Annotated in this window: 16 protein-coding genes; 13 read left to right on the forward strand and 3 right to left on the reverse strand. The window is 47.1% G+C overall.

From position 1 onward, the window contains the following. Positions 1-22: 22 nt before the first annotated feature. On the reverse strand, positions 23-523 hold the full coding sequence (locus FSB84_RS12950) for a hypothetical protein (protein WP_130544526.1): 501 nt from the start codon (positions 521-523) through the stop codon (positions 23-25). Positions 524-669: 146 nt separating this feature from the next. On the opposite strand from FSB84_RS12950, the gene FSB84_RS12955 reads away from it, so the two are divergent. Together FSB84_RS12955 and FSB84_RS12960 are read left to right on the forward strand one after the other, a co-directional pair. Further along, positions 670-2,625, forward strand: a complete 1,956-nt coding sequence (locus tag FSB84_RS12955; protein ID WP_130544525.1) for a M1 family metallopeptidase — start codon at positions 670-672, stop codon at positions 2,623-2,625. 195 nt (positions 2,626-2,820) lie between these two features. Next, positions 2,821-4,158, forward strand: coding sequence for an IPT/TIG domain-containing protein (locus FSB84_RS12960; protein ID WP_130544524.1), 1,338 nt, complete (start codon positions 2,821-2,823; stop codon positions 4,156-4,158). Positions 4,159-4,231: 73 nt separating this feature from the next. Here FSB84_RS12960 and FSB84_RS12965 read toward each other — a convergent pair whose 3' ends face one another. Beyond that, positions 4,232-4,813 carry a porin family protein gene (locus FSB84_RS12965; protein WP_130544523.1) on the reverse strand — a complete coding sequence of 194 codons (582 nt, stop codon included), beginning with the start codon at positions 4,811-4,813 and terminating at the stop codon, positions 4,232-4,234. A gap of 21 nt (positions 4,814-4,834) precedes the next feature. Continuing rightward, positions 4,835-5,386, reverse strand: coding sequence for a porin family protein (locus FSB84_RS12970; RefSeq protein WP_158643883.1), 552 nt, complete (start codon positions 5,384-5,386; stop codon positions 4,835-4,837). 262 nt (positions 5,387-5,648) lie between these two features. Here FSB84_RS12970 and FSB84_RS12975 point away from each other — a divergent pair, with 262 nt between their 5' ends. From FSB84_RS12975 to FSB84_RS13025, 11 genes are all read left to right on the forward strand, one after another. Further along, positions 5,649-6,509 (forward strand): glycerophosphodiester phosphodiesterase, encoded by an 861-nt coding sequence (locus FSB84_RS12975; RefSeq protein WP_130544521.1) that lies wholly within the window; start codon positions 5,649-5,651, stop codon positions 6,507-6,509. A gap of 126 nt (positions 6,510-6,635) precedes the next feature. After that, on the forward strand, positions 6,636-7,652 hold the full coding sequence (locus FSB84_RS12980) for a LacI family DNA-binding transcriptional regulator (protein WP_158643884.1): 1,017 nt from the start codon (positions 6,636-6,638) through the stop codon (positions 7,650-7,652). 46 nt (positions 7,653-7,698) lie between these two features. Next, the gene (locus FSB84_RS12985) at positions 7,699-10,962 is read left to right on the forward strand and encodes a SusC/RagA family TonB-linked outer membrane protein (RefSeq protein WP_207234362.1); all 3,264 of its coding nucleotides are present in this window, start codon (positions 7,699-7,701) and stop codon (positions 10,960-10,962) included. Positions 10,963-10,980: 18 nt separating this feature from the next. Beyond that, positions 10,981-12,444, forward strand: a complete 1,464-nt coding sequence (locus FSB84_RS12990; RefSeq protein WP_130544519.1) for a RagB/SusD family nutrient uptake outer membrane protein — start codon at positions 10,981-10,983, stop codon at positions 12,442-12,444. A gap of 32 nt (positions 12,445-12,476) precedes the next feature. Further along, positions 12,477-13,901, forward strand: a complete 1,425-nt coding sequence (locus tag FSB84_RS12995) for an SUMF1/EgtB/PvdO family nonheme iron enzyme (protein ID WP_130544518.1) — start codon at positions 12,477-12,479, stop codon at positions 13,899-13,901. A gap of 9 nt (positions 13,902-13,910) precedes the next feature. Continuing rightward, positions 13,911-14,699 carry a glycerophosphodiester phosphodiesterase gene (locus FSB84_RS13000; protein ID WP_158643885.1) on the forward strand — a complete coding sequence of 263 codons (789 nt, stop codon included), beginning with the start codon at positions 13,911-13,913 and terminating at the stop codon, positions 14,697-14,699. Further along, complete coding sequence (locus tag FSB84_RS13005) at positions 14,696-15,718, forward strand: substrate-binding domain-containing protein (protein WP_225980061.1); 1,023 nt, start codon at positions 14,696-14,698, stop codon at positions 15,716-15,718. The genes FSB84_RS13000 and FSB84_RS13005 overlap by 4 nt, the downstream gene beginning before the upstream one ends. 21 nt (positions 15,719-15,739) lie before the next feature. Further along, positions 15,740-17,239 carry a sugar ABC transporter ATP-binding protein gene (locus FSB84_RS13010; protein WP_130544516.1) on the forward strand — a complete coding sequence of 500 codons (1,500 nt, stop codon included), beginning with the start codon at positions 15,740-15,742 and terminating at the stop codon, positions 17,237-17,239. Continuing rightward, positions 17,240-18,175, forward strand: coding sequence for an ABC transporter permease (locus FSB84_RS13015; RefSeq protein ID WP_130544515.1), 936 nt, complete (start codon positions 17,240-17,242; stop codon positions 18,173-18,175). Between the two features lie 4 nt (positions 18,176-18,179). Then, positions 18,180-19,658 carry a mannitol dehydrogenase family protein gene (locus FSB84_RS13020; protein WP_130544514.1) on the forward strand — a complete coding sequence of 493 codons (1,479 nt, stop codon included), beginning with the start codon at positions 18,180-18,182 and terminating at the stop codon, positions 19,656-19,658. Positions 19,659-19,660: 2 nt separating this feature from the next. Next, the gene (locus FSB84_RS13025) at positions 19,661-20,569 is read left to right on the forward strand and encodes a carbohydrate kinase family protein (protein ID WP_130544513.1); all 909 of its coding nucleotides are present in this window, start codon (positions 19,661-19,663) and stop codon (positions 20,567-20,569) included. Positions 20,570-20,575: the final 6 nt, after the last annotated feature.

The following is a 20,575-nucleotide window of genomic DNA, read 5'->3' on the forward strand; positions in this document are numbered from 1 at the left end:
TTTCAAAAGAGGAATAGGAAGATCATTCGCAGAGTTGGATGGTATCTGTGCCGTAAGTGCTGAATTGGATCTTCTTTACCTTATTGTCCGCTCCATAATACAGCACGAGGCAGCCGTAACCGGTCTGGTAAGCGTCCCAAGTAGCATCCTTGATCTTAGGCGTACCCAGCACTTTATTCAGGCTGCCTCTTTTTGTGCCCAGCATCGTGATGCTCATCTTGCCCTTGAAGGCCGGGCCGATCTCCACGTAATTCCTGCCTGTAAAAAATGTAATGTCTTTGTCTTTGTACACGATCATGCCTCCGCATTTCGAACTTGAATTTTCATCAGTCTTACTGGTATAGCAGGGAAATTTTCCCGTGATCTCATTGGAGGTGCGGTCTGGTTTCAGTCCGCTTACCTTGCCATTGAGAATATCCACTTCGAAAGCCGGACAGCTGACTTTGGAGGATTTTAATTGTGCGAAAGCGGTTGTTGTAAGGGCGAAAGAGATAAAAAATAATACGAATGCGTAGCATCTCATAGGTGAACTTTTCCTTTCTAATACAAATTCCTTGCTAAATTTTATTTCGATGTGCTGCACTCTGTGATCAATTTGACCGGTGGTAACACTGAGTTGGTGAATTCCATTATCTTTAAACCTTTTCTATCCAATAAAATCAAGGAGTTATGAATTTAGTGACCAGATTATTTGCAGGAGCCTGCCTGTCGGCCATCAGCCTGGGCGCTGTTGCACAAACAAACTCGGTCTATGATCAGCACGAAACCTTTGCGCCATTGTTCTATCCGGCCTTTGGCGATGAAGTGCGTGCGGCCGATGGTACCCCCGGACCCCGTTACTGGCAGAACAGGGCTGATTACAAGATCGAAGCTACGCTGGACGACCAGGCACATGGCGTTTCAGGTAATGTAGTGATCACCTACACCAATAACAGCCCGCAGAACCTCAGCTTCGTGTGGCTGCAGCTCGATCAGAACATTTACAGCCAGGAATCCCGCGGTGTTGCAGCAACTGCCACTACAGGCGGACGCTGGGCCAACCGTAAGGCTTTCGATGGCGGCTACAATATCGCTTCCGTAACCCTGATCCAGGATGGTAAAGAAACTCCTGCTTCCTACACTGTAACCGATACAAGGATGCAGATCAGGCTGCCCAAAGAACTGAAAGCTAAAGGCGGCGCTGTACAGTTCAGGATCCATTATGCTTTTCCTGTTCCTGAATATGGTACAGACCGTATGGGAAGACAGGAATCCAAAAATGGCTGGATCTATGAAATAGCACAATGGTTCCCACGTTTATGCGTATACGATAATGTGAATGGATGGAACACGCTCCCTTATCTCGGTCAGGGCGAGTTCTACCTGGAATATGGCGATATCAACTACAGCATCACGGCGCCTGCGGGTCATGTGGTAGTAGGTTCCGGAGAATTGCTCAATCCCAAAGAAGTGCTTACTGCCGAACAACAGAAGCGCTGGAATGATGCATCCAACAGCGACAAAACTGTAATGCTGCGTACTGCTGCTGAAGCTGGTTCTGCTAAATCCGCTACCGGCAAACCTCTTACCTGGAAATTCAAATGCACCAATACACGGGACGTTGCCTGGGCTGCTTCCAAAGCATTCATCTGGGATGCAGCGAAGATCAACCTCCCAGGTGGAAAGAAATCACTCGCCATGAGTGTGTACCCTGTTGAAAGCGATGGCAACAACGCCTGGGGCCGCTCTACAGAATATGTAAAAGGATGTATCGAATTCTATTCCAAATACCTCTATCCCTACACTTACCCAATGGCGGTGAATGTGGCCGGTATTGTAGGTGGAATGGAATATCCCGGTATCGTATTCTGCTCTTCACGCGCAACACGCAATGGCCTCTGGGGTGTAACCAATCACGAGTTCGGTCATAACTGGTTCCCCATGATCGTGGGCAGCGACGAACGCCGCTTCCCCTGGATGGACGAAGGTTTCAACACATTCATCAACGGCCTCGCTGATGCTGATTTCAATAACGGAGAATACAATGGCAACCGAGCCATCAATCCCGAAATGGCCGCCAGCTCTTTCTTTGGCGACAGGGCTGAAGCCATCCTCACTGTTCCTGACGTAACACAACAATACAATCTCGGAACTGTGGCCTACTACAAGCCCGGTTTCGGATTGAAACTGCTGCGCGAGAACATTCTCGGAAAAGAAAGATTCGATTCCGCTTTCCGCTACTATGTTCACCAGTGGGCTTTCAAACATCCTACTCCCTGGGATTTCTTCCATTGCATCGAGAATGCTGCCGGTGAAAATCTGGAATGGTTCTGGCGCGGATGGTTCATGAACAAATGGAAGATCGATCTGGCTGTAACAGATGTTGCCGCTATTCAAAACGATCCTTCCAAAGGAAGCTCCATCACCATCGCAACACTGGAGAAACTGCCGATGCCTGTTACTATCGAGGTCAAAGAAGCAAATGGAAAAACAGGACGCATTACGCTCCCTGTTGAAGTTTGGCAACATGGCGCAGTTTGGAAATTCAACTACGCCAGCACAGATAAAGTGGTGTCCGTAGTGGTGGATCCGGACAAAACCATTCCTGATGTGAATCTCAAGAACAATACCTGGACAGCTCCATAAGCTGATCCCATAAGAAATTGCTACAGCCCGCATCGATCGATGCGGGCTTTTTTTGTCCTGAAAAATTGCAGCACTTCAGCCACTCTTTTCCGCAGTTGGCGGTGAGCTATATACCCTGCATCCCTAAACGCTAGAAGGTCCTGCGACGGAAAAGTATTTTTGATTGTCATTGATGGCAACCATTCAATCCTTAGTATGAAAAAGTTTTTTGTAGTAGTTAGTTTGTTGGGAATATTGAGTTGCAGTAAGTCAGGGGACGATGCCGACCCTGGCGGGAATCCCAATCCCAACCCTGATCCTGGCGGTGGCAACAATTCGGAATTGACCATCACCACCATCACACCGAACAGTGCGGAAAGAGTTCCTGTTACCATTAATGGCACAGGTTTCCATACCACCGCCAATCAAAACCTGGTACATATCAGCGGCCTGCCAGCCACCGTAACGAAAGCTACGGCCACATCACTGGAAATTACATTGCCCGATAATCTCGCGGCAGGTGATCATGATGTAATGATCACAACCAAAGGAAAACAAGTGACTAAGGTAAAAGGCTTCCACCTCATCGGCTGGATCGTGAGCAATTTTGTTGGTTCCGGCGCTTCAGGCAATGCAGATGGTGCTGGTAATGTTGCGAGTTTCCAGCAAATGGTAGGACTGACAACTGATGCCGCAGGCAATTTTTATTTATCCGATCTCAACAGGATCAGGAAGATCACGCCACAGGGTGTGGTGAGCACTTTTGCCGGAAGCGTATCAGGTCATGCCGATGGTACGGGAGCCAATGCGAGGTTCAGTCTGCCCGCCAGCATCGCCATCGACAATGCGGGTAATCTCTATGTGGCGGACCGTTTCAATCATATGATCAGGAAGATCACACCCGCACAGGAAGTTACTACCATCGCAGGCACAGGCGAACTCGGAAATGTGAATGGTGCAGGGAATATTGCAAAGTTCAGTATGCCTTATGGTATTGCTGTAAACCCTGCCGGCACTCATTTGTTCGTAGGCGATGAAGGGAACGATGCTATCCGGAAGATCGATCTTGCCACCAATATAGTGACAACTGTTGCAGGTAATGGAACCAGTACGAGAAAAGATGATGTAGGGATACTGGCCGGCATTCCTTCTCCCGGTAACCTGGCATTTGATGCAGACGGAAATCTTATCATCACAGAAAAGGGAGCAGGTATGATCAGAAAGATGGCGCCCGATGGAAGAGTAACCACTCTCGGAGGTTTCGATCCACGGCAGGATGTGAACATACAACCTACGCATCTTTCTTTCGACAGTGAGAAAAATATCTATGTCGTATTCAGTGGCGGAAGAGAGATAAAAAAATATACACCGGCCGGAGCATCCAGCTTCTTTGCCGGAGCCTGGATGGGGCCTGACCTGGAAGATGGCGCTGCCAGCGTTATCCAGTTCAAGCGGCCTGAAGGCATTGTGGTGAAGGAAGATGGACAGGGAAACAAAACGATCTACGTGGTAGATCAATTGAGAAAGAAGATCAAAAAGATCACGAAACAATAATCCGACGGCAAATGTGGTTGTAACAGAGAGGGCCTGCATATGCAGGCCCTTTATTATAGTGTGAAGGACCCCGTTAGAATATAAATGATAAACCACCACTCGCTACCACGAGTTTGGCATCAGCCGAACCAAATGGATTGTCGATCCCCTTGGCATACCTGAAATCGATACCCAGCCCGTTCTTCATGCGATAACCAAATCCAAAGGCGACGGTTGTGCCTATTTTTGTCAATTGATCTTTTGTATCCATTTCTTCTTTTGTTTCCACATTGGTGGCTTTATTTGTGATCATGAAGCCAGGCTGCAGGCCCGCTTCCACATGAAGGCCACTGATATGCTGGTATTGGAAAAGCAATGGCAGCCGCACATAGTTCAACTCCATTTTCGTTCCTGCTACTTTGGCGCCTTCTCCTGAGTAGATCAGCTCAGATTGAATATTGAAATTTTTAGAAACAGGGAACACCGCAATACCGCCTGCATAAAATGATTGTACTCCTGATACCTCCAGACCTTCGTGTTTCCAGTTGAAGCTGGAACTGTTTACGCCAGCCTTAACGCCGAAGCGTACACGAGTTTTTGTTGGTGTGGTTGTTTCCTGTGCAGTCACTGAATACGCAGCAGATGCCAAAAGAATTAAGGCAAATATTTTTTTCATGATAAATGTTTTAATATGGTTTTACTTTTTTCCTTCGAGTGAGAAAGACAATCCGATACTGAGCGTGGTGAGTTTTCCATCCAGTTCCTTGCCAACATTGGAAAGACTGGATGCATAGCGGACATTGGCGCCGATACCGGATGGATGACGATAACCAGCACCCATGATCAATCCTGTATTGAATGTTTCCATATCCGGGATGTCCATTTTCTGATCGATCACAAAAGCATCTGCTGTTGCTTTGATCATCACACCCACCTGTGCGCCAAACTCTGCGTACACACCGGTGTGATGGCGTAATTGAAATGTGAGCGGCATTCTCGCAAAATCATACATATACTTCACGCCAGGTGCTCTGAATCCTTCTTTTGAATAAATGAGTTCTGGTTGAAATGCAAACACTTTGCTGAAGGGCAGGGTCGCTTGCACCCCTGCATACCAGGAGTTGAGATTATGCGTGGCGCCTGCTTCTTTTCCGGTGAGGCCCGATACATTCAGACCTGCTTTCAATCCGTATTGAACATTGGTTGATTGTGCATTTGACAAAAACGCAAGGGCAAGAATCAAAGCCATAAGGGTTGTTTGTTTCATCGGTAATTTTTTTAGTTGATGGAACAAATTTGAAGCGATACAGACAGTCCAGGAAGGCTCACTTAATGGATGAGATGTTCTGTTTAACGGTTAAACCAGATTAATGATTTGGTAATATGTGCGCATCTCTTTTCGTCTATTTTTGCAAAAATTATTTTTCGATTCACAAAAAGTTTTACTTTTAACCTAATGAACAATGTTTAATCGATTAAACACGTATTTTACGATTGCTTATTGAAGTTTTATGATTGCCAAACTGAAATTAACAGCCATATTTTCCGCTACCGCTTTATTGTTGAGCTGCTCAAAAGGCGGCGATAATAAAACCGAGAATCCGGACCCGGGAACAAATCCTCCCACCACCTACGTTCCAGACAACCGCGTTGTTGCACACAGGGGCGCATTCAAAGAATTCAGTCTTCCCGAAAATTCTATCGCATCACTCGAAAAAGCCATGGAGCTTTCCTGCTATGCTTCCGAATGCGATCTCGCCATGACCAAAGACAAACAGGTAGTGATCTGGCATGATGAGAAGATCAATGGACAATACGTGAAAGATATTAACTACGCAGACATTCAAAGTACTACTTTGTCGAATAACGAAAAGATCCCGACCCTGGCAGCATACCTCGATAAGGTAGTGGCCAATAAGAAGATCATTTTGTGGATGGATGTGAAATCACTCTCCGACGCAGCCGGCGGCAACGAATGGAGCAGCCAGACCGCAGAAGCTGCAGCAGCATTGGTTCGCAGCAAGCAGGCCCAGAAATACGTCTGCTTCATCGTTGGGCGCAAAGCGGTGCTAGACAGAAGTCTCACCGCCGCAAAAGGCGAATGGCCTTCCGGTTATATGAACGTAGATTACACTCCTGCACAATTCCAGTCAGCAGGATACACCTGGGCCAATTTCGATTATTCAAAATTCTACACCAACAGCACCAGCCAGAATACAAGCCTGATAGCCGACTACAAAGCCAAACAGATCAAACTCTCTGTTTACACCGTTGATGATGAAGATGCCATGAACTGGTTTGCTGCTAATAAGAATATAGACGCAATCTCAACGAATTACCCTTTCAAATTGCTGCAGAAGGTCAGAAAGTAAGTTTCACTGAAAGGATAATTGATCCAACACCTTATCGCATTTTTTTACACCTGGATTTAAACGATTAAATCAAGCCGGGCCGGGAAAGCCATGCCTGATCATTATGTTGCCATAAACTCATTCAATGTGAGAAGAAAAGTTTCACTGAAAGACATCGCCAAACAACTCAATGTATCCACTGCATTGGTGTCTTATGTGCTGAACGACAAGTTCACAGATCGCATCCATCCGGAAACGGCCAGGAAGATCAAAGCATTGGCAGAAGAGCTGCAATATCATCCGAACCAGATCGCCAAGAGCCTGAAGAATAATCAGACACTCACCATTGGGTTGATCATCGCTGATATCTCCAACCTTTTCTATTCTTCCATCGCCCGCGTGATAGAAGACGCGGCCAAAGCACATAAATACAATGTGATCTTCGGCAGTGCAGATGAAAAACCGGAAAAATTCCGCGAACTGGTGCAGGTGTTCGAAAGCAGGCAGGTGGATGGCATCATCCTGGCAGCCCCCGCAGGCAGCGAGGAAATGCTCGACTACCTGAAGAGAAGGAATATTCCGTTTGTGCTGATTGACCGCGACTTCCCTGACCTGGAACAGATCAATTCCATTACCATCGATAATTACAAAGCTTCATGGAATGTTGTGGCGCATCTGAAAAAGAATGGCTTCAAAAAACCGGCCATGATCTCACTGGCTACAGACCTGCACCATCTGCAGGAAAGAAGCAGGGGATTCCGCGAAGCCGCATCCAAACTAATGAACATCAAAACCCCGGCGCTGATTGAAGAGAGTGAAGAACACCTTTCAGAAAAAATGGAAACAGTTTTACTGAAACTAATGAATGGAAAAGAGAAATACGATGCTGTCTATTTTTCCACCAACAAAATTGCTGTGGATGGGCTGGTGGTATTGGCCAGGCATAAAGTGGAAGTGCCAAAAAAGATCGGTGTGGTATGTTTTGATGAAGCGGAAGCCTACAGCATTTTCAATACCAGCATCACCTATGTAAAGCAGCCACTGGCCGATATCGGCGGGCAGGCAGTTGAACTCCTGCTGAAAAAGATGAAACAGGACGGGCCAGCCAAACGCATCGTGCTGAACACTTCACTGATAGAAGGAAACTCAAGTTTACTTAAATGATAAATGATGAAAAACATTTCTAAAAATTTTACCCCCACCATTCGTTATGAAAAGTAAAAGAAATACAATCCTGCAGGCCGGCTCATGCAGCGCCCTGCTATTGATATTGCTTTGCCATAAAGCAATTGGCGCAGCACCACCTGCTGCTGCATTCGAAATGCACCTGAACGATATTACGTCCGTACTCTATGAAAGCCCTTTCCAGCAACAACAAATATCCGGTGTTGTGGCAGATGCAGACGGAAAGGGAATACCCAATGTTACCATTTACTTCAAAAGCAATCCGCAGAAACAATTCATGGCGGATGCCGATGGCGTTTTCAAAGCAACTCTGCCGCAGGAAAATGATGTGTTGATTTTTGAATCGGTTGGCTATATGAAGAAAGAAGTAAAAGTATCTGCATCCTCCCAGAACATCAAGGTTACCATGGAGAAGAAAGACAAGTCCATGGACGAAGTGGTGGTGATCGGTTACGGAACACAGGAACGCAAGAAAGTGACTTCTTCCGTTGCCAAACTCGATGGAAAGAAACTGGAAAGTCTTCCCGTGAACTCCCTCGGTGATGGATTGAAAGGCAAGATCGCTGGTCTTCGTGTATACACTACCGATAACCAGCCGGGAGAGAATCCTACTTTCCGCATCCGCGGTGGTTCCTCCATCAATAACAGTGATGCCCCCATCATTGTGGTGGATGGAGTGGTGAGAGATCTTTCTGGGATTAATCCTAACGACATTGAATCTGTAGAAGTATTGAAAGATGCCGCCGCCGCCGCGATCTATGGAGCCCGCGCTTCCAATGGTATCGTGATGGTGACCACTAAGAAAGGATCCAATAAAAAGCCAACGATCCTCTTTGAAGCCAGCGGAGCAGAGCAATCCCCTGCACAGGCCTTCGATCTGATGAATGCAAGAGACTATCTCTCTTATATGCGTCCTGCCATCAAGGAAGGTAAATTCCCTGCCAGGAATTTCTCCAATGGATTCTCGGCCAGCTCTTCCAATTTAGAAACTTCCATGTGGACGCCCCGCTACCTCGCCGATGGTGAAGCCGTTCCCGATGGCTGGCAGAACATGATCGATCCCATCGATCCAACCAAAACACTCATCTTCCAGGATGTGGATTATCAGAAGCGTTTCTTCCGCAATTCTCAATGGCAGAACTATTATGTAGGTGTGAACGGTGGAACTGACGGTGTGAGATACTCGGCTTCTGCAGGCTACGTGAAAGATGGCGGTATCGGCATCAACACTGCGTATGACCGTTTCACTATGCGCGGACTGATTGATTTCAAGATCACCGATAAACTCACTTTCACCGGTAACTATGATATGGCGCGCACCAATATGGATGATTATCCGGATAACAAGCGCGATGTGGTACAAAGAGGTTTGTCTACTCCCGCAACACACAGACTCTACAATACTGCAACAGGACTTCCTGAAAAAGGTTACAACGCTGCAACGCCTGCTCCTGACTGGTACGAGTATTACTACGACAGAGGCCAGGTAACAAAAAGGAATACCGTTGCCGGTAAACTGAAATACGATTTCAGCAAGGACCTTTCCTTTACCACCATGCTGACCAATTTCAACCGCCATACACGCGCCAGCAGTTTTATCAAGGCGAATGAATACAATGGACTTCGCAATACTACTGAGTCTTTCAGCGAAACACAGAGACTCAACTGGCAGGCTTATGGTAATTACAAAAAATCAATCGGTGAACATGATTTCGATGTAACGCTGGGTACGGAATACATGCGGGATGACCTTAATGGTTTCAACGCTTCTGTTACCGGCGCATCTACCGATAATGTACCCACGCTAACAGCAGGCGCTATCGCAGGCAACCCTACCAGCACAAAGACCCGTGAAGTATTGATCAGCTATTTCGGTCGTGTTAACTATAGCTATCTGGACAGGTACCTGCTAGGTTTCACCATGCGTACCGATGGTTCTTCCAAATTCGGCAAGAACAATAAATGGGGCTACTTCCCCGGCGCTTCTGCGGGCTGGATCGTATCTGAAGAAAAGTTCTGGAAAGCTTCAGATTGGTTCAGCAACCTGAAAGTACGTGCCAGCTATGGTCTTACCGGAAACAATGCCATCGGCCTCTTCGATGTGGGCGGCGCATACAGCACCAGCGGCAAATACAATAACAATGCATCTATTACCACCTCTGTTCTCGGTAACCCTGATCTGAGATGGGAAAGTACCAGGCAGTTGGATATCGGTGTGAATGCAGGTTTCCTCAACAACAGGATCCAGTTCAGTGTGGATTATTTCAACAAGGTTACACATGATCTCCTGTTCGATGTTCCCCTTCCCAATACTGCCGGTTATGCCAACGTGCAAAAGAATATTGGAAAAGTGAAATTCTATGGCCTCGATCTTCAGATCTCGTCTACCAATATCCGAAACAAGAATTTCAGCTGGACAACAGATTTCACCTACAGCTATATCATGAACAAAGTGCTGGAACTGCCAGACAATGGCAGGGCTGGCAATCGCATCGGTGGTATTCTTCTGCCCGATGGCTCAGGCTTTGGTGGCATCGCAGAAGGTGAAAGGCTTTACCGCATCTATGGTTATGTAACCAACGGCATCCTTGAAACACAGGCTGCAGCCAATGCTGCCATGTATGATGCCAACTCGAATGGTTTTAGCCCAATCGATGGGAAAACTATAGCTGGTCGTAAGAACGTAGGTGATTATGAATGGCTGAACAGGCCCGGAAGCTCCCTGCGCAACGGAGAAGATCAGATCAACTCTGAAGACCAGTTCCTCCTGGGGTATACCATTCCGCATACAACTGGTGGTATCACCAATACCTTCACCTATAGGAATTTTACCCTGAATGTATTCATGGATTATGCACTCGGTCATACCGTGCAGAACTATCTCCAGGAAAGATATTTCATGGGCACTTTCAACTACAATTACAACCTCACCAATGAAGTGAAGAAAGCCTGGACCAAACCCGGCGACGATACGAAGTATGCCAAATTCTTCGCGAACGATGCAGACGACGGTAGCAGGAACTATTCAAGGGTACAGAATGTATTCAGCGAAAAAGGAGATTTCCTCTGCCTGCGTGAAGTAACACTGGCTTATAATCTTCCTGTTTCCCTGCTCGAAAAAACAAAGATCAAAAACCTGACAGTGTATGTGTCCGGCAACAACCTTTACTACTTCACAGCAGTGAACGGTGTGTCTCCCGAAAGAGGAACAGGATCAACCTACGATACTGATTATAACCCTTACCCTGCTACGAGAAGAATGGCGGCAGGCATCAAACTCACTTTGTAATCAATTAAAGAAAGCGCAATGAAATCTAAATATTTTTTACCAGTGTTGGCTGCCCTGATGCTCACGGCATGTCATAAGGACCTGGACGTTATTCAAACAGATCAGATCACGGCATCGGGCATGTGGAAGTCTGAAGGCGATGCCAATTCCGCTATGTTCGGATCACATCAATTACTGAGAGCTGCATTCAGCCAGGGGCTTGTGTATTGGGGCGAATACCGTACCGGCCTCTGGGGACCAGGCAATCACAAGGGATTGTCGCAGACACCAAGAGACCAGGTATATCAAAGCTCCATGCCCAATACGCATGACTATGCAGATTGGGAGAATATTTACAAGGTTATCAATAATGCAAATCTGCTGCTTAAATACACACCCAATATTTCTTTCGCCAATGCAGACAAGAAGAAGGAAGTACTGGCGAATGGTTACTTCGTGAGAGCGGTTTGTTATTACTGGATCGCCAGGATCTGGGGCAATGCACCGCTTGTACTCGAGGCGGTTGAGTCTCCTTCGCAGGAGCTGCTTCCACAACGTTCATCTGTAACCGATATCCTGGCACAGGTTGAACAGGATATCGATGCTGCCCTGAGCAATATGCCTGCCTCTGTTACTGCAAAGAAGACTGCTTCACTGGCTTCCTTGAATATGTTGAAAGCAGACTTTTCCCTTTGGATGTACAAAGTGAAAAATGCAGGCAATACTTATCTCGATAAAGCTGAAACGGCTGTTGCGGCAGTATTGGGAAATTCAGCGCTCGGACTGGAAACAAATTATGCATCCATTTTCGCAACTGCATCTGAATCCGGTAAGGAAGTGATCTATTCCTGGAATTATGCACAGGATGAATACACCGGCGGTTATGCAGCCGATTACCAGTTCAACTCTGCTACTGTTACTCCTGCGTATCATTTCAATCCTGTTGCAGTAGGTGGCAATCAGCAATGGTGTTTCTATACAGATGACTATGTAAATGTACTCACACAGAATGCTGCTGATACAAGACTTGCTACCAACTACCAGGTATTCTTCGATAACCAGATGAACCAGACCTTCCACTGGACGAATAAATACAAGGGAACCTGGCTGAACAAGACTTTGATTCTTGATGCAGATATCATTCTTTATCGTCTTGCAGATGCCTATATGTTCAATGCTGAGATCAAGTACTACAGGAACGACGCCACCGGTGCGGTACAGGAAGTGAACAAGCTGGTAAAACGTGCATATGGCGTGGATGCTTATTATTCCACTTCTTCCACATTGCCACAGGCGCATGATATCATCGTGAAAGAGAGGATGCGTGAGTTCCCGGCAGAAGGAAAACTCTGGTGGGATTTCATCAGGCTCGGCGTTGCGTTCGATTGGAACAGCTTCCTCGCTGCCAAACAGAACCAGCAGAATATCCTGCTCTGGCCCATCAGTGATAATTCCATCAATGATAACCCAAATCTCGGAGGACAAACACCGGGCTGGCAGTAAACTCTTTATTTCAAACAACGATCTTTCTAATCATGAAACATATTTTCAAATATTGCCTGGCTGTTTCGTTGCTGGTAACGGCAATGCTGGTCAATCACTCCTGCAACAAAGTAGACGCATCAGATGAATACGGGGATTTTTTACAACCCGATCGTATCGGTCTGCTGAATACCAGCGTGAATCTGAATGTACAGGGTGAAGGAGCACAAAATATCATAGCTATTACCGGCCCCCATTCCGGTTGGACGGTCACTTCTTCCGAAAGCTGGCTCACCGTTGAAAAAGGAACAACCTCAGAAAATGGAAAAGAGGAACCGGTGGTTAAGCTCTCCGCTGCTACCAATACAGGTTATTCCAGGAAGGCCACAGTAACCATTAAACTGGAAGGAACAGAAAAAGAAGTTACCAAAACCTTTACCGTTACACAGGCTTCTGCATTGCCCGAGCCCGCAGTGAGCCTGCCGGCCACCACCTTGAATTTTACAGCAACTGCTGAAAATAAAACAGTCACCCTTACCACCAATCAAACCGAATGGACAGCAACCAGTGATGCTACCTGGTTCACTATTTCAAAAAATGGAAAAGACCTGATCATCGCCGTTACTGCCAATACCGGCAATGCACCACGCGAAGCAGTGGTGAATATCGTAGCAGGCGTAGCGCCCAATACAGCCAAGGCCACCTTGCGTGTAGTACAGGCGAAGGCCGATGATATAAACAATATCACCGTGAGCGGCATCGAGCTGGTGAGAGTGGAAGCAGGTACATTCAAAATGGGCGCCCAGAATACTGATGCTACTGCCGCCAATTATGGTGTGATCGCAACGGGTTCAGGATATGCCGCCAACCAGGGACCAATTCATAACGTGACGCTCTCTGAATTTTATATCGGAAAGTATTTGATCACACAGGCGCAGTGGGTAGATGTGATGGGCACCAATCCTTCAAAGAACATTGGCAACAACAATCCGGTGGAATATGTGAACTGGACCATGGCTGCCGATTTCGTGGCTAAGCTCAGTCTGAAGACCGGCAAAACCTTCCGCCTTCCAACAGAAGCTGAGTGGGAGTACGCAGCGAGAGGCGGTAAAAACAGCAATGGCTATGTTTTCTCCGGTGGCAATGCCAGTGCGGTGGTAGCCAATTTTGTTGCGAATACTGCTGACCGTGATAATAGTAGAACCACACCCGGCGGAACCTTCCTGCCTAATGAGCTCGGCATCTATGATATGAGCGGAAACCTCTATCAGTGGTGCAGTGATTATTTCGCAGCTTATACTGCGGATGACCAGGTGAACCCCACTGGCCCTGCTACCGGCACCAACAAGGTGATGAGGGGCGGAAGCTGGTGGCACCTGCAAACCACCGTGTATTATCGCGGCAACAATACAGTTACCTATACCGGAACCCATGCCAATGCTGGTCTTACCGGATTACGTGTTGTATATGTACCATAAAAAATGAACATGAAACACATACAATTATTGTTGATAGCCTGCATCATTGGGATGCAGGCTTTTGCGCAATTCAATTTCAACGGTATTGTGGCGCATCGTTGTGGTATTTACAATGATCCTGCTAAACCTGAGAACTCCATAGCTGCCTTGCAGGAAGCGATGAAGCTTGACTGTTATGCTGCCGAAATGGATGTGCATCTTACCAGGGATCATGTGCCCATCGTTTTGCATGATCATGATATAGAAGGACTGGACGTTGAGAAAACAGATTTCAAAGACCTCGGAAAAGTTCGTCTGTCAAATGGCGAGCTGATTCCAACGCTGGACCAGTTCATCAAAGCTACATTGCAGCATCCGCGGATCAAGCTCTGGCTTGATCTCAAAAGGTCCAGGGTCAGCAAAGCGCGGGATGTATTGCTGGCTGAGTTTGTGGCCGATGTGATCGATGCCAATCACGCAGCGGGCAGGATGGAAGCCATCACGCCTTCCTTCGATGCGCTGATGAAATTGAAAATGCGGGTACCTGCCATGAAACTTCATTATATTGGTACCGATAAAACCCCTGAAACCCTCCGCTACCTGGGCATCGACGGTGTGAACCTGCAATATCAACGCTACGAAAAAGAATACAACAGGAACGAAGCCCGGGAACAGGGATTGCTGGTAGGTGCTTATGTGATAGACGATCCCGCAGAAATGAAACATCAGCTTGATCTTGGCGTGAGCTTTATCACCACCAACAAACCGGCCCTGCTCAAAGAATTGCTGAAAACCTATAAAAACTCACCGGCTAAATGAAATCAACATTGAAACTGACGATGCTCGTGGCGATTGTATCGCTGCTGTTTGGATGCATTCCAAAGAACAAACAGCAGGCTGCCGATTCAAAAACTAGCGCTAATGGATATGCGAGTGCTGCTGATCTTTCCTCATTCACAGTGGGCTATTGCACACCAACACTGGATGCTCCATTTTATGTGGCGTTGGAAAGAGCGGTAAAGGAAAAAGTGGAAAGTTATGGGATGAAATACCTCTCCACTGATGGGCAGGCTGATATCGCTAAACAGGTGATGGCTGTGGAAGACCTGCTCACCAAAGGAGTGAATGTGCTTATCATCAATCCAATCGATCCCAAAGCCCTGGTGCCCGTAGTGAAAGCTGCCAAACAACAGGGCGTGATGGTATTTGTGCTGGACAGCTATATCGATGATGAAGCGCCCTATGAAGCTGCCGTGTTTGCCGACAATGAAAAGAACGGAGAGATCCTGGGCGAATGGGTAGTGCAGAATTTCACGCAGAAAGAAATGAATATCGCCATCATCAGCGGCAACCAGGGCAATCCTGTTGGCCGTGAAAAAAGATTGGGTTTCATCAAAGGCATTGCCGATGCGCAATTGCATGCAAGCAGCAAAGCCAGTATCAAAGTAGTGGCGCAGGGCTGGGGAGCCTGGAACAATAACGGAGGATTGAAAGCAATGGAAGATATCCTGGTGGCGCATCCTTACGTGAATCTTTTGTTGGCGGAGAACGATGCCATGGCCATGGGAGCGCTCAAAGCGATTCGCGAAATGGGCATGCAGGATAAGATCACCATCCTTGGATACGATGCACAGAAAGAAGCTTTGCAGCTGATCAAATCAGGACAATATGCCGCTACTGCTCAGAACAGTCCTTCCATCCTTGGCAGTACCATGGTGGAAGTAGTGGCGCGCAGACTGAATAAAGACGAAACGCTGAAGCGTATCAACTATACGCCTTCTGTACTGATCGACAAATCCAATGTTGACCGCTTCTACAACGTGAACGCATTATTTTGATACAACCTGAATCTTGCTGCTATGATTGAAATAAAAAATGTATCGAAATCCTACGGAGGCGTGCAATCGCTGAAGGATGTGAACCTTCAGGTGAAGAAGGGAGAGATCCACGCGATACTCGGTGAGAACGGCGCAGGAAAATCCACCCTGATGAAGATCATCGCCGGCGCTGTTGAAAGGAACGGAGGAACCATCCTGCTGGATGGAAAGGAAGTGCATTTCAGCAATACGCACGCTGCAAAGAAAGCAGGTGTAGGGATCATCTACCAGGAATTTTCACTGGTGCCTGCACTCTCCGTTGCTGAAAATATTTTCCTGCACAGGCTGAACGATAAGGCTGTGATCAACTGGAACTCACTCTATCGCTCAGCCGATGAGCTTATAAAAAATTTAGGCTTTCAGTTAAACGTTAAAACAGCTGTAGCTGCGTTGAGCATCTCACAGCAACAGGTAGTGGAGATCGCAAAAGCATTGACTGAAGATGTCAGGCTGTTGATCCTCGATGAACCCTCTGCTGTACTGGGACCTGCGGAAACACATAAGCTTTTCGCTACACTTCGATCTCTCAGGGATAAAGGAGTTGCCATCATTTACATCTCGCATCACCTGGATGAATTGTTCGAGCTCTGTGACCGTATCACTGTTTTGAAAGATGGTATCACGATCAAAACTTTTGAAACGGCTGCTACTTCCAAAGATGCTTTGGTACAGGCAATGCTGGGACGAAGCCTGAGCGCAATGTTCCCGGACAGGTCCGCACGCAAGGAAATTCCCGATGCTGCTACTTATCATATGGGAAATATTGCAGTGCTGGGACAGTCGCCCTTCTCCGTTACCGTGCAATCTGGTGAAGTTTTAGGCATCGGTGGACTGGTAGGCAGTGGCAGAACAGAATTCCTTCGTGCTGTTTTTGGTGCGGATAAGCATCCTGAAAAGAAGATCCGTCGCAACCAGGAAGAACTTCATATCCATTCTCCCAAAGATGCCGTGAAAGCAGGTATTGGTATGGTACCGGAAGACAGGAAGCATCACGGCGGTTTGCTGAACCTCAGCATCCTGGAAAATATCTCCATCACCAATTACAAAAAGATCACGCGCAAAGCCGGTTTCATAGATCAAAAAATGGAAAAGGAAACTGCTTCGATGTTCACCCAAAAAATGAACACCAAATTGTCGTCCCTGATGGCGCCGTTGAGTTCTTTGAGTGGCGGTAACCAGCAAAAAGTGATCCTGGCCAAATGGCTGAATGTGGATGCGGGTTTGCTATTGATTGACGAACCAACAAGAGGGGTGGATGTGGGCGCACGTTCCGAGATCTACCAGATCATCCATGAATTGTCAGAAGCGGGGATGGCCATCATTATGGTGTCTTCCGACTGGGAAGAACTGATGGGGCTATCCGATCGCATCCTGGTGATGAAAAGCGGACAGGTGCAGGGCGAATTGAGTCGTTCTGAGTTTGCAGAAGAAAGTTTATTGAGATTAGCTATTGGAGCTGTTAACGAACAAAACAAAGCTTAAATGAAACTGAATATCAAACGTTGGTTGATAGAAAACAATACACTGATAATTTTTGTGTTGATGGTGATCTTTTCCGCCATCATTTCCGATTCTTTTTTCACTGCTAACAATATCTCCAACCTGCTCAGGCAAACAGCTCCAGTGGGTTTGATCAGCTTCGGAATGTTGCTGGTGATCCTCACCGGTGGTATCGATCTGTCTGTAGGTTCTGTGGTAGCGGCCATCGGCGTGAGTTTCGCGTTATTGTCGCACCAGGTGTATTTCCCCTGGGCATTATTGTTCTCAGTATTGATCGGTGCAGGTGTGGGCATGATCTCCGGATACCTGGTGGCCTATCAGCGTGTGGCGCCATTCATCGCTACACTGGCAATGATGACGGTGGTTCGTGGTACTGGCTACCTGATCTCGAAAGGCTCGCCCATTACCGTTGGTGAATACTCGAAATCCATTCTGTCATTCGGAAGTGGTGATTTTCTGGGCATTCCCTGGTCGGCCATCGTGCTGCTGATCGTATTTGCACTGGTATATCTCCTGCTCAAGTACAATGCGTTCGGGAGGATGCTGATAGCAATTGGCAGCAATGAAGAAGCGGTTCGTTTATCAGGGATCTCTGTCAGCAAATATAAATTCTGGGTATATGTGATCATTGCCGTATTCTCTGCTATTGCAGCCCTGCTGATGGTTTCCAGAACAGGTGTGGGTACGCCCAATATCGGCGTGGGCATGGAGCTGGATGTGATAGCCGTAGTGGTGATCGGTGGCGCCAGTCTTTCAGGTGGAAAGGGGAGCGTGGTGAACACCCTGCTGGGTGCTTTCATCCTGGCTATGATCGGCAATGTGATGAACCTGCTGGATGTGGCCAGCTACCTGCAGCAGGTGATCAAGGGCGTTATAATTCTCATGGCTGTGATTGCTCAGCGTTATCAAAAAAACTAGTACGATGTACCTCAACAAAGAAACTGTTACAAAACTGCCTGATACTATAAAAAAGAACAAAGCTGTTCAGCGGCCGCCTGCGGCGGTGATGCATTTTGGTGTGGGTGGATTCCATCGTTCGCACCAGGCTTATGCATTGCAGCAATTGCTCCAGCTGGATCCTGTGAAGTATGCGGAATGGAGCATCTGTGGTATTTGCATCATGCCTTCCGACAAAGCATTTGTTGAAAGGGTGAAGCAGCAGGATCTGCTTTATTCGCTTCGCATCTGTGCATCGGGAACAAAGGAAGAAGTGATGGTGGTGGATGCCATTACAGAATTACTGTTCGGGCCGGAACAACAAAATGAAATTATACACAGGATCGCTGCTGCCTCAACAAAACTGATCAGCTTCACTATCACTGAAGGAGGCTACAATATTGATGAAGCCAGTGGCGCATTCAATTTGCAACAGGCAGAGATCCTGAATGATCTCCAGCCAGCCAATGCGGCTAAAACTGTTTTCGGATTTCTTGCGAGAGGATTACAAAAACGAATGAGTAGTGATGGGGGCCCCATTACATTATTGTCCTGCGATAATATCCAGGGCAATGGCGATGTGCTGAAACTGGCCCTGTACAGTTTTGTGAATGCATATGATGCTTCATTGATCACTTACCTGGATCAGCAGGTAAGCTTCCCGAATTGCATGGTAGACAGGATCACGCCGGTTACTACAGCTGCTGACCGGGCATTGCTGGAAACAGCATATGGTTATAAAGATGATTGCCTGGTGGTTTGTGAACCCTTCTTTCAATGGGTGATTGAAAAAGAGAAAAATGTACAGCTTCCACCACTTGAGCTGGTGGGTGTGGATCTGGTAGAAGATGTAAAAGCTTATGAAAGCATGAAGCTGCGCATCCTCAATGGAGGACATAGTTTAACCGGTCTTACCGGAAAAGCGATGGGCTACCAGTTCATTCATGATGCCGTGCAGGATCCCACTATTGCTGTTCTTTTTGATCTGTACAATGTAAAAGAAGTACATCCTTCCCTGGAGCCTTTGCCTGGCGTGGATTACGCAGCCTATGCCGCAAAAGTGAAATCAAGATTTGCCAATGCGCTGATCAACGATAGTACAGACAGGATCATTTCAGGCTCCACTGCCAAGATCCCCAAGTTCGTATTGCCTGTGATCCAGCACCAGGTAAGCAAAGGCATCAAGCCTGTTACCGGTGCATTGATCGTGGCAGCCTGGTGGCATTACCTGGATACGCAGATCGGTAGTGGTACAGCCATCGATGATCCGGCAGCTCCGGAATGGAAACAATTGTTCAGGGAAAATGCAGACGATACGTTGTCAGCATTTTTAGGAAAACAGGATCTGTTCGGCGAGCTATCGCTCAACACCCTGTTTTGTGAACAGGTGCAGTTATTCGCTGCGTTGATCAGGAAGCATGATATGTTGTACGCCTGCGAGCAGGCCATTAAAAGTTTACAGTAAATATGAAGCATACAAGAGTAGTTTGTTTTGGAGAAATATTGTGGGATAATCTGAAGGAAGGAAGAAGACTGGGCGGCGCGCCGCTGAATGTTTGCTATCACCTTACCAAGTCGGGCATTGAAAGCAGTATCATCAGCCAGGTAGGTAATGACCAGAATGGTGAAGCTATTTTCACTGAACTGAAAAAGCTTGGGGTTGATACCAGGTTCTGCGCCATCAGCATGGAGAAGCCAACCAGCACAGTGGAAGTTCATATGAACGGACAGGAACTGCGTTACGAGATCGTGGAAGATGTGGCCTGGGATTATATTGAAACCACTCCTGAAATGATTGAACTGGTGAAAGCCGCTGATGCACTGGTTTTTGGGAGCCTGGTCACCAGATCGGAGATCTCGAGAAAAACCTTGTTCCGCCTGATGGAAGAAAGCAGGTTCCTGGTATTTGATATGAATCTGCGTGCGCCATTTTATGATCGGGATGGCATTTTTCGTCTGATGAATAAAACGGATCTGCTGAAATTGAATGAGGATGAGCTGGGCATTGTGTCCGGATGGCTGGGAGAGAACAGCACAGAGAAACAGCAACAATTGCAGACCATCAGGAAACAGTTCCCGAATATCGCAGAGATCATACTCACGCTTGGAGCAGAAGGATCTGTCTATTTTTCCACTAATGAATTCGTGGAAAAGAAAGCCAATAAAGTTCGTGTGAAGGATACCGTTGGTAGCGGCGATTCTTTCCTGGCGGCCTTCCTCGCCAATAAGCTGAAAGGTAGCTCCATTGCCGATTCCCTGGATCGCGCCAGCCTTTTATCAGGATTCATCGCCACGCAGGCGGGCGCCTGTCCCGTTTACGATGAGAATGATCTCCTGCGTTTCAAACAATCGATCGACTTAATTCAGTACCAATAAAATCAC

The sequence above is a fragment of the Pseudobacter ginsenosidimutans genome (genome assembly GCF_007970185.1).
Taxonomy (GTDB): domain Bacteria; phylum Bacteroidota; class Bacteroidia; order Chitinophagales; family Chitinophagaceae; genus Pseudobacter; species Pseudobacter ginsenosidimutans.